Raw genomic sequence first — 15,710 nt, 5'->3', positions numbered from 1 at the left:
CGCCACACCAGCCCGCTCCGGGAACGCCACCGTCACCCTTCTCCCCACGGGACGCCCCCGGAGCGACCCCACGGCAGGGGCAACCGGGGGTCGGTGTGGGCGAAGGGGATGGCGATCACGCTGACGCCATGTGGGTACTCTGGGCGACATGCGTTCCTGACTCCGCCCTCCCCACGCGCGAGGCGTCCCTGCCCCGTGGGGTGACGTGTCCGACGGACCAGGTCACGCATGCCTTCCTCACCGCCCTCCCCCACGCCGACCCGACGTCGGCCACCCCCGCCCGCCCACGGGCGCCAGTGCCGCGCCCGGGCTCCACCTCGCGTGACGTGGCCGTCGGCGCCTCCGCGTCGCACGGCTCATATCCACCACCACCCGGCGGAACCCCAGGGAGACACACATGATCAACACCCGACTCGACGGAGCGAACGTCCTGGTCACGGGCGGCGCGGGGAACATCGGCGGGGCCATCAGCCGCGCCTTCGCGGCGCAGGGCGCGCGGGTGGCGATCCACTACCTCGCGCAGGACCCTCCCGCCCCGCAGGGGACGGAATGGGGGCATTTCACACCCCGGCCGGAAGCCGCCGAGGCGTTGGCGCGGGAGCTGGGCAACGGTTCGTTCGCCGTCAGCGCGGACCTCTCCCGCCCTGAGGCGACAGGTCAGTTGGTGACGGAGGTGGTCCAACGCCTGGGCACACTCGACGTGTTGGTGAACAACGCGGCCCACTGCGAGCTGCCGGACGACGTGGACACCTACACACCCGACTCGTTGCGACGGCACTACGAGGTGAACACGATCGCTCCCGCGACGCTCATCGCGGAGGCGGTGCGGAGGCGGACGGACGACCAGCCGCTGTCCGTCGTCAACATCTCGACGGACGCCGCGCGGGCCTTCCCCGGCCAGACCGGCTACGGCACGTCGAAGGCCGCCCTCGAAGCGGTCACCCGGGGCACCGCCCTGGACCTGGGCGGACGGGGCGTCCGCGTCAACGCCGTCGCCCCGGGGCCGGTACAAACCGGGTGGATGGGTGAGGAACTGCTCGCCCAGGTACGGGAGATGGTGCCGCTGGGACGTGCCGGGGAGCCGGAGGACATCGCGGACGCCGTGGTCTTCCTCGCCTCACACCAGGCCCGGTGGATCACGGGTCAGGTCCTCCAGGTGGCCGGGGGTCACGCCCTCTGACAGCCACCGGAGCATCCCCCGCAGCACGAGGGGACACCCGGGACGGTCCACCAGCAGCGGTGGACCACCCCGGCTCCATCCGACCGCCGGGTGACCACCGGCCGTTCGCCGCGATCCGGAGCCCCGCTGCCCGGATACGCTGACCAACCAGGCATCCCCGCCGGGGACTTCCCCGCCGCCACAGGTGGGACTTCCCCCAGGCATCCCCGCCGGGGAGTTCCCCACCGCCACAGGTGGGACTTCCCCACTGCCACGGGGGCACCACCGCACGCCCAAGCTTCCGGTCTGGCATCGCGAGGAGGGACCTCCACGTCGCCGACGCCCACGTCGCGGCCATCCACCGGGTCGCCCGCCACCACAGGGAACTCCGCACATGACTGCTTCCGTCGACCCCCTCCTGCTGGACGAACTCGCCCGTACCGCCGCTGCCGACGGCATCACCAAGCGTGTGGTCGGGGCCGTCATCGCGGACCCGGAGGGGAGGGTTCTGCTGCTGCGCCGCACGGCCGACGACTACCTCGGCGGGCTGTGGGAACTTCCCTCCGGCGGCGTCGAGGAGGGCGAGAGCCTCATCGGGGCCCTACGGCGGGAGGTGGAGGAGGAGACCGGGTTGAGCGTCATCGCCGTCGGTGGCTACCTGGGCCACTTCGACTACCTCTCCAACAGCGGCAGGAAGACCCGCCAGTTCAACTTCACCGCCACCGTCACCACCGTCGGGCGGACGGTGCGGCTGACCGAACACGACGCCCACGCATGGGCTGACCGCACCGGGCAGGAGAAGGTCTCCACCGCCGTCCGCGAGGTCCTGGACACCTGGCACGAGCGGACAGCCTGACCGGTCACGTTCGTCGCGTTCGTCGCGGACCCGCGAAGGGCGCTGGCCCCTGTTCCGCCGAACGGGAACGGCCCGCCGGGTGGCGGGCCGTTCCCGTTCCTCGGGTGGGGCTCTGGAGCCGAACGGGGCTCAGGAGCCGGTGGGTTGGGGGGCCATCGCCTCGCGTGCCAGCGTCTCGCGCAGCGCGGCGACACTCGACCGCCACGGCCCAGGCTGCTCTCCCTCGCCCCACAGGTCCACGAGTTCGGACGGGGCGCTGACCACACGGTCAAGTGCCTCAACGGCCACCTCGCGCAGCTCCAACGGCAGTTCGGGGAGGGGCTGTTCGGGCCCGTATCCGGGCTTCAGGGGCTCGCCGGAGGGGCACTGCGCCGCGATGAGGGCCGCCGCCGCCACCGCCTCCTGCGCGAGGTCCGCGTCCAGATAGCCCTTGGCCTTGGTCACGGCGAGAAGCGCGGCGCGGATGACGCTCGCCCGCTCGCTCTCGGCCGCCTTGTCGAGGTCGCCGCACAGGTCGGCCGCGCAGTCGCTGTCGAAGGGGCCGACATCCCAGGTGCCCATGGTGTCTCCTGCTCAGGTTCTCCGCTGCCCCGGGCGGTCCGCCCGCTGGGTCAGCCGGTCGCGGCCCTTGCCGGGCTGGCTCCGCCGGGCCGCGCTCCCGCTGTTCGCGGGGCTCCGCGCGCTCTGGGCGCCCGCCGCTCAAGGTCACCGCTACTCAGGGTTCCGAATAGTGATCGGGGCATCATGCCAGCGATTGGCGGGAGTTGCCCAAGTGAGCAGGTCTCTGATGGGGTTTCAGCTTTCTCTCGAACGTATCGGCGTGGACGGGGAGTTGGGGGATTGGGGGGGCGGGGACTGCGAGGGGGCGCGGGTTGGGTCTCGGGCCAGTGGTCTCCCCGCGGCCACCCTCCGGGGTAGCCGTACACCCGGCACGCTCCTCTCTACGGACGGTCCGGGTGGCGGTCCGGATGGCGGTCGGGGGTCCAGCCGCCCTGGGCCCGTCGGGCGGTGTCCGTCCGTTCCTCGAGGGGCGGGGATCCGGCCACGCGGGATGGGCGATCCGGCCGCGTGGGACGGGGGTGTCCGGCCGCCGGGGGCGGGGGCGCGGGGGTGTGGAAGACTGTGGACCGTACATCGAGGCGACAGTGGCCAGGAAGCCGGTGCGAGTCCGGCGCGGTCCCGCCACTGTGACGGCCGGTGCGAGAGCACCGCCGGAGTCAGACACTGGGCTGTCGCCTTCCTCACCCACCGGGGACGCGGATCCCCCGAGGAGGCAGACGGCCATGTCCCGTCCTCTGTCCGGCTCCACGCCGGACCCGCAGCGCACGTCCGGCCACGCGCCCGCTCCCGGCCCGGGCCCGCGCGGCGCCCCCGTCCCCTCCGGCCCGGCGGCCTCGCGCGAGGCCGTACCCCGGGCGGGCAGCCGCGTCCGGCGCCCCGCGCGGCGCTCGCGCGCCGTGCTCCGGGGGCTGTTGGCGGCGCTGCTGCTGATACCGCTCGCCGCCTGCGGGGAGAGCCCGGAGGAGGTCCAGTCGGGGTCCGGCGGGGGCGGAGGCGGCGAGGCGAAGGGCTTCCCGCGCACCATCAGCAACTGCGGCGTGCGGACCACGTTCGACGAGCCGCCGCGCCGCGTCGTCGCCATGAACCAGCACGCCACCGAGGCCATGCTGGCGCTCGGGCTGGAGGACCGGCTGGTCGGCACGGCGTACCTGGACGACGCGGTGCTCCCCCGCTACGAGAAGGCGTACCGCTCGGTCAAGGTGCTCGCCAAGCGGTACCCGTCCCGCGAGGTGCTGCTCTCCGCCAACCCCGACTTCGTCTACGGCGGTTACAGCAGCGCCTTCGACAAGGGCGAGGGGCGGGACCGGGCGGCGCTGAAGGAGAGCGGTATCCGCTCTCGGCTCAACATCGAGGGCTGCCGTGACGATCGGACGGGACCGGCCGAGCTGCGCCGCGAACTCCTGGAGCTGGGGCGCACGTTCGGGGTGGAGAAGCGGGCCGAGAAACTTGTCCGGGACGGCGAGCGGCAGTTGGCCAGGACCGCGGCCCGGCTGAAGGGCGTCAAGCGGCCCTCGGTGTTCGTCTACGACGGCGGCGACGCCTCGGCGTACACCTCGGGCGGGCACGGCATCGGCAACGAGATCATCAAACGTGCCGGTGGCCGCAACGTCTTCGCCTCACTCCGCAGGCCGTTCGCGGACGTCTCCTGGGAGCAGGTCGTCAAGAAGCGGCCGGAGGCGATCGTCATCTACGACTACGGCGGCACACCGCTCGCGGCCAAGAAGCGGAAGCTGCTGGAGGATCCGGCGCTGCGGGACATCCCGGCGGTGAAGAACAAACGGTTCGCGGTGCTGCCGCTCTCGTCCGCGGTGCTCGGGGTACGGGTCCCCGACGCGGTGGACGAGCTGGCCGGGCAGTTGCATCCGGACACCGCCGAGTAGCCGATGCAGCGCGAGCCGACTCTCGATGCCCCCGGCCCGGACCGTCCCGACTCCCCGGCATGCGGCCACGGTTCACCGCCATCAGCCCGTACCCCATCGTCGTCCGATGCCGCGCCGTCGGCCCATGCCGTGCCGTCAGCCGGTCGACCGTCCACTGGGGACGCCGCGTCCGGGGGCGGTGCCGACCCTACGGGCGGCGCCCCGACTCCCGGCGGCGCGGCGGACGTTGGTGGAACGCCGTCCGGTGACGACACGCGAGACGGTCGTGGTGCGCCGACGGTTGGCGGAACGCCAACCCCGTCCCGCTCGGGGCGCGTTGGGTCCGGGGCGGCGCGCAGACTGCCGGGCGGGCTGGTGTTGCCGGTGCTGGGCGCGCTGCTGGCGCTCGGCATGCTCGCGGGGCTGATGTTCGGCTCGGTGCGCGTACCGGCCGACGACGTGCTGCGGGTGCTCACGGGGAACGCGGAACCCGGTGCCGCGCGGACCATCGTGTGGGACGTGCGGGTGCCCCGGGTGCTGCTCGGCGCGATCGTCGGCGCGGGCCTCGCGGCGGTCGGCACGGTCCTCCAGGCCCTGGTCCGTAACCCGCTGGCGGACCCGTTCCTGCTCGGCATCTCCTCCGGCGCCTCGGCGGGCGCGGTGCTGGTGATCGTCCTCGGTCTCGGTGCCGGGGCGCTGACCATGCCCATGGGCGCCTTCGCGGGCTCGCTGTGCGCGCTGCTCGCGGTCTACACGCTGGCGCGCTCCGGCGGGTCCATGACCACCGGGCGGCTGATCCTCGCCGGGGTGGCCGTGCAGTACGTCCTGTCCGCGCTGACGAGCCTGCTGCTGGTGACCTCAGCGCAGGCCGAGCACCTGCGAGCGATCATGTTCTGGACGCTGGGCGGTCTCGCGGACGCCCGCTGGAGCACCCTGCCGCTGCCCGCGCTGGCACTCTGCGCCGGGCTCGCGCTGCTGCTGGCGCTGGCCCGCCCGCTGGATCTGCTGCTGGTGGGCGAGGAGGGCGCGACCGTGCTCGGGCTGGACACCGGCCGCTTCCGGGCCGCCGTCTTCCTGCTGGCCTCACTCGTGACGGCGGTACTCGTGACGGTGAGCGGGGCGATCGGCTTCGTCGGGCTGATGGTGCCGCACGCCGCGCGGATGCTCGTCGGGCCCGGGCACCGGACGTTGCTGCCGGTGGCGGCGCTCGGCGGCGCCACGTTCCTGGTCCTCGCGGACCTCGCCGCGCGCACCGTCGCCATTCCGCAGGAGATCCCCGTCGGCGTGCTGACCGCGCTGGTCGGGGGCCCGTTCTTCCTGTGGCTGCTGCGCCGCGACTCCCGGCTGGAGAAGGCGGGTTCACGATGACGGGACAGCGCGCGACGGGCCATTCGGCCGCCTCGGCCCACTCGACGCGCTCGACCCACTCGGTGAACGTCAACCAGCGGACGGACGTGGACGGTTCGGTGGACGTGGACGGTTCGGCGGCTCCGGGGCGCTCGGCGGGTCCAGCCGGTCCGGTCCGCGCGGCGGCGCTGCGGGCCGAGGGGGTCTCCTACCGCGTCCCGGGCCGGACCCTGCTCGACGGGGTCGGGCTGCGGGCGTCGCCGGGCGAGACGATCGGCCTGGTCGGGCCGAACGGCAGCGGCAAGACCACCTTCCTGCGCTGCGTCTACGGCACGCTGCGCCCAACGGCCGGGCGCATACTGCTGGATGACGAGGACGCGACGCGCCTCGGCGCGAAGCGGCGGGCGCGGCGGATCGCTACCGTGCCGCAGGAGGCCTCCGGGGCCTTCGGGTTGAGCGTGCGGGAGCTGGTCGCGATGGGCCGCTCCCCGCACAAACGCTTCTGGGAACAGGACGGACCGGACGACGCGGCCCGCGTACGGGAGGCGCTGGCCCGGGTGGACGCGACGGTGCTGGCGGACCGCCCGTTCGGGCAGCTGTCCGGCGGCGAACGCCAACGCGTCCTGGTAGCCCGGGCGTTGACGCAGGAGCCCGCGCTCCTCGTACTGGACGAGCCGACCAACCACCTGGACGTCCGCTTCCAGTTGGAGATCCTCACCCTGGTGCGGTCGCTCGGGGTGACGAGTCTGCTCGCCCTGCACGATCTGAACCTCGCCGCGTACTACTGCGATCGGCTGTACGTGCTCGACGGTGGCCGGGTGGTGGCCTCCGGCCCACCGGAGACGGTGCTGACGGAGGAGTTGCTGGCCCGGGTCTACGGGGTCCGCGCCCAGGTGTCGGTCCACCCGGCCACCGGCGCGCCCACCGTCGTCTACCTCCCCAACCCCCGCTGATCCGGGGGCAGGACCGACCCGGTGGGCGGGCCCGGCCCCGGCGGGTCACACCGCCGGGGTCAACGGGCCTCGCGATGCCGGGAGTTCGCCGCCCGGCGCGGGTCACCGGCGGATCAGCGGGAGCCACCGGGGACGGAGAGGGTGTGGCGGAAGACGCCGCGCGGGTCCCAGCGCTCCTTGACGCGGCGCAGCCGGGGGGCGTTCTGCTTGTAGTAGAGGGTGAGCCAGGAGGTGTCCGAGGTGTTCCAGCGCTCGTCCGCCAGGTCCACGTCCGGGTAGTTGATGAAGGCGCCGTCGGCGGTCCGGCCGGGAACCGGGACGCCGCCGGTCTCGGCGAAGGTGTCGCGGTAGCACTCCCGTACCCAGGCCAGGTACTCCTTCGCCTGCTCGGGTCGCTGCCAGGACGCGAAGTAGGCGGTTTTCAGCACCGCGTCCCGGTGCGGCATCGCGGTGGCGGTGGAGGAACGCTTGTTGACGGCGCCACCGTAGGTGTTGATGGCCACGCTTCCCGCGACCACGGAGGTGTCGGTGCGGGTGAGGTGGCGGTAGAGCGTGCTGATCTGACGGTCGGTGAACCGGCGGCGCAGGAACGCGGACTTGATCTTGACGTGCCAGTCGCCGACCGGCTCGCCCGAACCGTTCAACGCGGCCGTCAGCCAGGGCAGTCGCCGCACCTCCAGACTGCTGGGGCGGGCGGTGCCCGCGCTGAGCGCGCCGACGAAGTCGTTGAGCATCCGCCGGGCCTCGCCACCGGGCGCGGTGACTTGGCCGATCAGCATGTGCGTTCCGGCTGCCCGCCGGGTCAGGGCGAGTTCGGCGTACAGCGCGGCCGTCCTGTCCCGGGGGGAGGCGTTCCGCTCCGCCCAGCGGCCGTGGTTGCGCACCAGTCGGGTGAAGTCTCCCTCGTCCATTCCCTTCCAGCTCCACTCGCCGGTGAACGTCAGTGCCGTGGAGGGCGGTTCGGGCAGCATGTGGGAGGGTTCGGTGTCCGCCGACGCGTCGGGCGCGCGGAACCAGAAGCGGGTGACGACACCGAAGTTGCCGCCCCCACCGCCGGTGTGGGCCCACCACAGGTCGCGGTTCGGGTCGTCCCGGTCGCGGGTCGCCACGACGGCGCGCGCCGCGCCCTCGCGGTCCACGACGACGACCTCCACCGCGTATAGGTAGTCGCTGACGAGGCCGAACAACCGGCACAGCGGGCCGTATCCGCCGCCGGGCACATGCCCGCCCGCGCCCACCTCCGGGTGGTATCCGGCGGGCAGGGTGACGCCCCAGCCGAGATACAGCTTCCGGTACACCTCGCCGAGGGTGGCCCCGGCCTCGACGACGAAGGCGCGGCGCTTCTCGTCGAAGGAGACCTCCCGCATCGGCGACATGTCGATAACGGCCTGGACCTCGCGGCTGTCCACGAAGTCCTCGAAGCAGTGCCCGCCGCTGCGTACCGCGAGGCGCGCCCTGTCGCGTACCGCGCGGCGCACAGCCCGCACCACGTCCTCGGTCGAGCCGACCAGGTAGATGTGGTCGGGTCTGCCCTCGAAGCGGTTGCTGGCGCCACGCGCGGCGAGGTGACCGTAGCGCGGGTCCTCCGGGGTGAGTCGCCGTGGGCCGTCGGGCAGCCAACCGGCTTCGCCACCACCGCCGTTCGACCCACCGGAGGTGAGCGCGGAGCCCACCGCCGCGGAGCCCGACACGAGCGCCAGCCCCGCCCCCGCGGCGGCCGAGGCACGCAGGACGGTACGGCGCGGGTGCCGCTGGTCCTGGTTCCCGGACGGGGAAGGGGTGGGCGTGGGGGACGGGGACAGGGGTTCCATGGGTGACTCCACCTTCGTCTCGGCATCGGCTGATTTCACACCGGTGACCAGCGCGTTCGACGCTAGCGACGGAAAGATCGGCGGACAGTCGTGCTGGACCGCCGAAGCGGCGGTGTACCTGCCATCACCCGGGGTGTACCTGAACCCCGTCCACGGTGTACCTGACCCCACCCCAGCTCCCGTCGTCGCCGCGTTCGGCGGGGGTCGGGCGTCGGCGGTGACGACCGCGACCGGTGGTGGCCGGTCGGTGGGAGCCAGGGAACTCGGGGGGCAACGGAGCCGTGTGTGGGGGTTGTTGAGGCTCGCGTGGGTGCGCGGGCGCTCTTGTAGCCTCGGGCGCGTGACGGGTGAAGCGGGCGTGGTCGAGCGCATCTGGCGGTATCCGATCAAGTCGACGGGGGGCGAGTCCCTCGACCGGGTGCGGGTGGAGGAGCGGGGGTTCCGTGGGGACCGCCTCTTCGCTGTCCGCGACGCCCAGGGCCGGTTCGGCTCGGGGAAGACCACGCGCCGCTTCCGCCGGATGCCGGGGTTGCTGCATCTGCGCTCCCGCTACCGGGAGGACACCGGCGAGCCCGAACTCCTCGACCCACGGGACGTGTTGGTGTCCGACCCCGACACCTACCTCCGCGCCTACCTGGAACGGGAGGACGTCCGGCTGGCCCGGGAGGGGACGGTCTCGCACTTCGACCAGCTGCCGGTGAGCGTGCTGACCACCGCCACCCTGGACTGGGTGCGTTCGGCGGCGCCGGGCGTCCCGGTGGACGAGCGGCGCTTCCGGCCGAACCTCCTGGTGCGGACGCCGCCGGACACACCGCCGTTCGTGGAGGACGAGTGGTTCGGCAGCACGGCGCGGGTCGGTGACACGGTGCGCCTCGCGTTCGTGCGAGCGAGCGAGCGGTGTGTCATGACCAACGAGGCGCAGCGCGATCTCCCGCACTCCGCACGGGTGTTGCGTGCCGTCGCGGACGCGCACGGCATGCGGCTCGACGGGCTCGCCACCGTCGCGTCCCCGGGGCGGCTCCGCGTGGGAGACCCCCTGGTCTTCACCTGAGCCACCCGCCCGGCCTGACCCAACCCGCCCGGCCCCTCGCCCGCGTGTGCGGCGGTGCCCGCCGGAGGTGGGCGCCACGGCGGGGTGCGGGAGGCTCAACGTACGTCCCGGGACGTACGGGGTGTTGCCTCCCGGGATCCTGACGGCTGTCCGCCCGCGCGCGGTCCACCCCACGCGTCGTCCGCCCGCGCGCGCCGCCGACCCGCGCCCTGCCCGGCCGCGTGCCGTCCGCCCGCGTCTGGCCCCTCGCGTAGCGCGCCGCTTCCGTTCCTCGTCCGTTCCGCAGCGCGCGGCCAGGACTCCGCGATCACTCATGGCCCGCCCACGTACACGGTCCGTGCGCACGGACCGTTGGCGCCGCGCGCTCCAGGTGGCCGGTCGCGTCGTGTCGCCGGCCGGGGCGTTCCGCGTGGGCGAGCGGTGCCGCGCGCGCCGTTCCTCCGCCGCGTGCGGCGGGGGATCGCGGGGCGGTGGCCGGTGGGACCGTGCGCTGACCCGGCAGAAGAGGAATGAAAAAGGATGAGAAAGGACGACACGGGGCGAAACGGGGCACGGGAGGGGTGGCGTGAAGAGGTTCACGGGACGCGGAGGCGACCGGCGACATCCGGACACAGATGCATGATGCAAGTTACTTCCCAGTACCCGATTGACGGGTGTTCCCCGCCTCCCTAGTGTTCCGACCAATCGAACGGCGTACCCGCTATCGGAACATCGCGGGGGCGCCCTCCTCCAGACGGAGGGAACGAAAGTGCCAAACCGTCATCTTGAGGCACTGCTCTCAGCTACCTCGCTCGGCCAACTCTCTCTGCGCAACCGGGTCTTCGTACCCGGACACACCACCAATTTCGGCCACGACAACCTGCCCACCGAGCGCCACGTCGCCTACCACGGCGAGCGGGCCCGGGGCGGGGTCGGGCTGATCATCACCGAGGGCGTCCGGGTCCACCCGACCAGCGCCGGGCGGCACATCAGCCTCGGAAGCTTCGACGACGCGTCCATACCCGCGTACGCGGCCGTCGCGGAGGAGGTGCGCGCCCACGGCGCCCGCCTCCTCGCCCAGCTGCTCCACACCGGCCGGCAGGCGAGCGGGGACGCCACCCGCACCGCCGCCTGGTCGCCGGGGACGACACCCTGGGCGACCGGCGCGCACATCCCGCACGCCATGGGCCGCCGGGACATCGACACCGTCGTGCGCGCCTTCGGCCAGGCGGCCCGGCGGATGCGGCAGGCCGGGTACGACGGGGTGGAGATCCACCTCGGGCACGGCCATCTGATCGAGCAGTTCCTGTCCCCGTTCACCAACACCCGTACCGACGCCTACGGCGGGAGCCCGGACAACCGGCTGCGGTTCGCCCGCGAGGTGCTGTCCGAGGTGCTGGCCAGCGCCCCCGACCTGCCCGTGGGTATCCGGGTCAGCGCGGACGAGTTCCTGCCCGGCGGGCTCACACCACCGGACACGCTGGAGATCGTCGACCTGCTGCGGCGCGAGTTCCCGCTGCTGTACGTGCACGTCAGCCACGCCGCCTACCACGGCAGCTACTCGCTGGGCACGCAGATGGCGGACATGAGCTTCGGGCACGCCGGGTTCCGGCACCACGCGGCCCTGTTCAAGCGGGAGTTGCCGGACCTTCCGGTCCTCGCGGTCTGCCGTCTGGACAGCCTGCCGGAGGCGGCGGCGCTCGTCGCGGACGGCGAGGCGGACCTCGTCGGCCTGGCCCGTCCGCACATCGCCGACCCGCATCTGGTGCGCCGCGCCCAGGAGGGGCGCCCGCACGACGTGCGGTCCTGCCTGGCCTGCAACCAGGGCTGTGTGGGGCGGCTGGAGGCCAGCCTGCCGATCGCCTGCGTGGTGAACCCGGAGGTCGGGGCCGAGCGGGAGTGGGCTCGGCGGCGGGTGTCGCCGCCCGGCTCCGGCGGGTCCCGGCGGGTGCTGGTCGTCGGCGGTGGACCGGCCGGTCTGGAGGCCGCGCTGGCCGCGGACCGGGCGGGCCACACGGTCACCCTGGCGGAGGCCGGGGTGGCGCTGGGCGGCCGGATCGCGGTCGCGGCCACGGTGCCGGGCCGGGAGCGGCTCGCGCTCCTGGTGGACGACCTGGTCCGGGAGCTGGGCGAGCGCGGCGTCACCGTGCGGCGGGGTGAGCGGGTCACCGCTGACGACCTGCTGCCCGGCGGGCGGCTGGACGGCTTCGACGACGTGGTGGTGGCCACCGGGGCCCGGCCCGGGAAGCGCGAACTGCCCGGCGGGCCACCGGTGTTCGACGTGCTGGAGACGGTCGCCCGGCTCGGTTCGGGGGACCCGGCGTTCGGCGGCACCGTGGTCGTCCGGGACGACCAGGGGACGTGGGCCGCGGCCTCCGTCGCCGAGAGCCTGGCGCGCGACGGCGCCCGGGTGCGCGTGGTCTCGCCCACCGCCTCGTTCGCCGCGGCGATCACCACCTACTCCCGGCTGGCGCTCACCGACCGGCTGGGGCGGCTCGGCGTGGCCGCGCACCCCATGCGGGACGTGGCGGAGGCGCGGGGCGGTGTCGGCGGCGTGGTCGTGCTCCGCGACACGCTCTCCTCCCACACCGAGGAACTGACCGGGGTCACCGCCGTGGTGGACGTGGGTCCGCCGGTGGCGGACGACGCCCTGTACCGGGCGCTCGACGCCCGGGACGACGCACCCCGGGCGCACGTCGCCGGGGACGCCAACGCCCCGCGCACCGCGCTGGAGGCCGTGTACGAGGGACGGCTCACCGGCACCTTCCTGACCGACGCCGTGCACGGCGCCGAACTCCTCGCGCAGTCCCCCTGATCCACCCGGCTTCTCACCAACCGGCCCGCAGGGCCCGATCGTTCACCGTCCGCCGCGCGTCGACGCACGCCCGGCCCGCGCCGTACCACCGCCCACCCGGCGGTCTCCCGGCACCTCGCCCGCGCCCACCGGCACCCGCGGGCGCCCCTCCCTCCACGGACCGGCACCGCGCGCCGCCGCGCCCGGTCCCCCTCCGGCCGTGGCCACGCCCGTGGCCGCGCAGACGAGACGGGCACCCCCGTGGCCCCGCCACGCGACACGGCACCCGCCCCCCTGACCACGTCAGCGGAGCGCGCCGCGGGACACGCCACGAGACCGCACACGCCGAACAGGAGACGCACATGATCGACATCGAGGACCAGCTGACCCTCGACGAACGCTCGTCGGTGGACTTCGTCCTGGGACTTCGCAAGCGCTGGTCGGACACCGTCTATCCGGCGCTCGCCGAGGAGTACGCGGCGACCGGGGAGGCCGCCGCGACCGTCGACGACGCCACGCCCCGGCTGCGGGCGCTGGAGCTGTACCCCTGGTACAGCCATCTGGAGCGGGTGCAGCAGAAGATGCTGTGGAAGACCGTGGGCGAGGCGGTCGTCAACCGCGACACGAGCCTGCGCGCGCAGCTGGCGGAGCCGGCGGACGGTGCGCGGGGGCGGCTCGTCCTCCGTCCGGACATCGAACTGCCCAGCTGGTACACGGACTTCGACATCCACATCCAGCCCGGCAGCTTCTTCTCCGACGACCTGAGCGCCTACGTCTACGAACTCGGCGCGCGGATCGTGATGCTGCGGGACAACGACGGCTACAAGTTCCACCGGCTGTTCACCGAGACCGCGCTGCCCGAACTCCCGGGCGCCACGCGGGTGGTGGACATCGGCTGCGGCTTCGGGAAGAGCACCCGCCCGCTGGCCCTGCGCTACCCCGGCGCCGAGGTCATCGGCCTCGACCTGGCGGCGCCCGGTCTGCGGCTGGCGCACGCGGAGGCCGAGGCGGAGGGCGCCGCCATCACCTACCTCCAGGCCGACGGCCGGGACACCGGTCTGGAGGACGGCTCCTGCGACGTGGTCACCGGGACGATGGTGCTGCACGAGATGCCCACCGAGGCGGTGCGCGCCACGCTCACCGAGGCGGCGCGGCTGCTGAAGCGGGGGGGCACGCTGAGCTTCCTGGAGTTCATGCCCACCGGGGACCCGTTCCGCGACGCGACGATCCACGAGCACGCCGAGCGGAACAACGAGCCCTTCTTCCGGCACCTGTTCGCGAGCGACCTGGTGGCCGCCTGCGCGGAGGCCGGGCTGACCGGGGCCGAGTGGTCGCCGTTCGACGAGCGCCGCGACGGCAGACGCCCCGACGGCTGGGGGGAGCGCCGCGAGTGGCACTTCCCCTGGGCCGTCCTGACCGCGACGAAGCCGGGGAAGTGAGCACCGTGACCCAGGAGTTCGACTACTTCCGTGACCGGGACACCGGCAAGCTGTTCGACCTGCTGCTCCAGGTGAGCACCGAACTGCACGTCACCGACCAGCGGTTGCGCGCCCTGGAGGCGCTGCTGGTACGGAACGGCACGCTGGCGCCCGGCGCGCTGGACGCGCTGGAGCCCACCGGGGAGGAGCAGCGGGTACTGGACGAGCGGCGCGAGGCCGTCCTCGCCCGGCTCGTGCGGATCATCACCGAGTCCGGACCGGCCGAGCACCCGCTGCGCGACCAGTGGGACGCGACGCTGGCGCGACGGGCGGGGTGAGCCGCCGTGCCCGGCGCGGAGCGCTCCCCCACCGAGACGGTCGACAGGTACCTCCAGCTGTGTGAGGACCGTGAACTGAACGCGGCGACACGGCTGCTGGCGCCGGAGGCGCGTCTCGTCTTCCCCGGCGGCCGGTGCTACGCGTCGCTGCGGGACATGGCCGCCGGGGAGGGCGGGGGCCGCTACCGGTGGGTGCGCAAGCGCCGGGAGCGGTACTTCGAGGGCCGCACCTCCGACGGTCTGGCCACCGTCACCTCGCTCGGCAGCCTCTACGGCGAGGACGCGTGGGGCACGCCGTTCGACGGCGTCCGCTACGTCGACGTCTTCGTCCTGCGCCAGGGGCTCATCGCCGAGCAGCACGTCTGCAACGACCTCGCCGAGTCCGGGATCGGTACCCCGGCCGGCGGCTGACAGCCGACATCCCAGCGAACCGAAGGTACGAACATGAAGCACGCTCTGAGACTCGGCGCGAGCGCCGCGGCCCTCTCCGCCATGACCGTGCTCGCCGCGTGCGGCGGCAGCGGTTCCTCCGGCGGTGGCGGGAACTCCACCATCGAACTCGCCATCGCCTCCGCCGTCACCGGGCCGAAGGAGGAGGTCGCCACCTACGCGGTCGCCCGCGAACAGGGCTTCCTCAAGGAGGAGAAGCTCAAGGTCAAGACGGTCAACACGGACGGATCGACCGCGGCCGTGCAGGCGGTGGCCTCCGGCAACGCCGACATCACCCCGTCCGACGCGGGCGCGATCCTGGCCGCCAGGGAGAAGGGCGTGCCCGTCGTCGCCGTGGGCGGGCTGGTGCAGAACTGGCCGTGGCGCATCGCGACGGGGCCGGACAGCTCGATCAAGAGCCCGGCGGACCTGAAGGGCAAGAAGATCGGGGTGATCAGCCTCGCCTCGGGGTCCGGCCCGTACGCCAAGGCGTTCGTGGAGGACGCGGGGCTCGACCCGGAGAAGGACGTCGAGCTGCTGCCCGTCGGGGTCGGCAGCCAGGCGCTGTCCGCGCTCAAGGACGGCAAGGTGGACGCGCTCGCGCTGTACACGCAGGCGTACACCACGCTGGAGCTGTCCGGGGAGAAGTTCCGGTACCTGAAGAACGGCAAGCACTTCGACAAGATCCGGTCCCTGACCTACGCGGTGCGTGAGGACACGCTCAAGAAGAACAAGGACCAGATCGCCCGGTTCCTGCGCGCCTCGTACAAGGGGATGCTCTTCTCCGCCGCCAACCCCGAGGCCGCGATGCGGAACGGCTACTCCGTCTTCCCCGGAATCCTCTCCGGCAAGAAGGCCGACAGCCGGATCAAGGACGACTCCCAGGTCCTGGACACCTGGGTGAAGACCGCCGTGCCCGCGGAGGGCGAGCCGGACTCCTTCACCGACTGGGGCGCCGTCAGCGAGGCGGAGTGGAAGGAGACCGCCCGCTACATGAAGGACGCCGAGACCATCACCGAGGACCCCGACCTCGACGCGGTCTGGGACGACAGCCTCCTCAAGGAGGCCAACGACTTCGACGCGGCGGCGGTCCTCAGCAAGGCGAAGAAGGCCACCAAGTAACCGGCGGCGACGCCAGATCAGGAAGGCATGGAG

General features: G+C 73.3%; 13 protein-coding genes and 1 riboswitch. Of the genes, 11 read left to right on the top strand and 2 right to left on the bottom strand.

The window, feature by feature from the left end; translation table 11 throughout:
• The first annotated feature begins 397 nt into the window (after window positions 1–397).
• Window positions 398–1,180, top strand: a complete 783-nt coding sequence (locus E0L36_RS04675; protein WP_180927552.1) for an SDR family NAD(P)-dependent oxidoreductase — start codon at window positions 398–400, stop codon at window positions 1,178–1,180.
• Between the two features lie 373 nt (window positions 1,181–1,553).
• Complete coding sequence (locus tag E0L36_RS04670; protein ID WP_180927551.1) at window positions 1,554–2,015, top strand: NUDIX hydrolase; 462 nt, start codon at window positions 1,554–1,556, stop codon at window positions 2,013–2,015.
• A 129-nt stretch (window positions 2,016–2,144) separates the two neighbouring features.
• On the opposite strand, the gene E0L36_RS04665 is transcribed toward E0L36_RS04670, so the two are convergent.
• On the bottom strand, window positions 2,145–2,576 hold the full coding sequence (locus E0L36_RS04665; RefSeq protein WP_180927550.1) for a DUF4259 domain-containing protein: 432 nt from the start codon (window positions 2,574–2,576) through the stop codon (window positions 2,145–2,147).
• A gap of 565 nt (window positions 2,577–3,141) precedes the next feature.
• A riboswitch (cobalamin riboswitch) is annotated at window positions 3,142–3,264 on the top strand.
• Between the two features lie 34 nt (window positions 3,265–3,298).
• Here E0L36_RS04665 and E0L36_RS04660 point away from each other — a divergent pair.
• From E0L36_RS04660 to E0L36_RS04650, 3 genes are all read left to right on the top strand, one after another.
• Window positions 3,299–4,456 carry an ABC transporter substrate-binding protein gene (locus E0L36_RS04660; protein ID WP_180927549.1) on the top strand — a complete coding sequence of 386 codons (1,158 nt, stop codon included), beginning with the start codon at window positions 3,299–3,301 and terminating at the stop codon, window positions 4,454–4,456.
• A gap of 351 nt (window positions 4,457–4,807) precedes the next feature.
• Complete coding sequence (locus E0L36_RS04655) at window positions 4,808–5,803, top strand: iron ABC transporter permease (protein ID WP_258016036.1); 996 nt, start codon at window positions 4,808–4,810, stop codon at window positions 5,801–5,803.
• Window positions 5,800–6,735 carry an ABC transporter ATP-binding protein gene (locus E0L36_RS04650; protein ID WP_180927548.1) on the top strand — a complete coding sequence of 312 codons (936 nt, stop codon included), beginning with the start codon at window positions 5,800–5,802 and terminating at the stop codon, window positions 6,733–6,735. The genes E0L36_RS04655 and E0L36_RS04650 overlap by 4 nt, the downstream gene beginning before the upstream one ends.
• Before the next feature lie 113 nt (window positions 6,736–6,848).
• Here the strand turns inward: E0L36_RS04650 and E0L36_RS04645 are convergent, their stop codons facing one another.
• Window positions 6,849–8,546: an FAD-binding oxidoreductase gene (locus tag E0L36_RS04645; protein WP_180927547.1), complete on the bottom strand. Its 1,698-nt coding sequence runs from the start codon at window positions 8,544–8,546 to the stop codon at window positions 6,849–6,851.
• Window positions 8,547–8,886: 340 nt separating this feature from the next.
• Between E0L36_RS04645 and E0L36_RS04640 the strand changes: the two genes are divergently transcribed.
• The 6 genes from E0L36_RS04640 to E0L36_RS04615 all read left to right on the top strand — a co-directional run bounded on the left by E0L36_RS04640 (window position 8,887) and on the right by E0L36_RS04615 (window position 15,677).
• Window positions 8,887–9,597, top strand: coding sequence for an MOSC domain-containing protein (locus tag E0L36_RS04640; RefSeq protein WP_308416630.1), 711 nt, complete (start codon window positions 8,887–8,889; stop codon window positions 9,595–9,597).
• Between the two features lie 748 nt (window positions 9,598–10,345).
• The gene (locus tag E0L36_RS04635) at window positions 10,346–12,391 is read left to right on the top strand and encodes an FAD-dependent oxidoreductase (protein ID WP_180927545.1); all 2,046 of its coding nucleotides are present in this window, start codon (window positions 10,346–10,348) and stop codon (window positions 12,389–12,391) included.
• 341 nt (window positions 12,392–12,732) lie between these two features.
• Window positions 12,733–13,809 carry a class I SAM-dependent methyltransferase gene (locus tag E0L36_RS04630; protein ID WP_180927544.1) on the top strand — a complete coding sequence of 359 codons (1,077 nt, stop codon included), beginning with the start codon at window positions 12,733–12,735 and terminating at the stop codon, window positions 13,807–13,809.
• Window positions 13,806–14,126, top strand: a complete 321-nt coding sequence (locus E0L36_RS04625; protein WP_308416629.1) for a hypothetical protein — start codon at window positions 13,806–13,808, stop codon at window positions 14,124–14,126. Before E0L36_RS04630 ends, E0L36_RS04625 begins: the two co-directional genes overlap by 4 nt.
• Window positions 14,127–14,132: 6 nt before the next feature.
• Entirely contained in the window at window positions 14,133–14,537 is a 405-nt protein-coding gene (locus tag E0L36_RS04620) for a nuclear transport factor 2 family protein (RefSeq protein WP_180927543.1), read from the top strand.
• Between the two features lie 33 nt (window positions 14,538–14,570).
• A complete protein-coding gene (locus E0L36_RS04615) occupies window positions 14,571–15,677 on the top strand; it encodes an ABC transporter substrate-binding protein (RefSeq protein ID WP_180927542.1) in 1,107 nt (368 codons plus the stop codon).
• Window positions 15,678–15,710 lie beyond the last annotated feature (33 nt).

The sequence above is a fragment of the Streptomyces sp. AJS327 genome, from assembly GCF_013450295.1.
Classification (GTDB): Bacteria; Actinomycetota; Actinomycetes; order Streptomycetales; family Streptomycetaceae; genus Streptomyces.
Note: the sequence above shows the minus strand (reverse complement) of the source record. Positions and strands in the feature narration are given on the sequence as shown.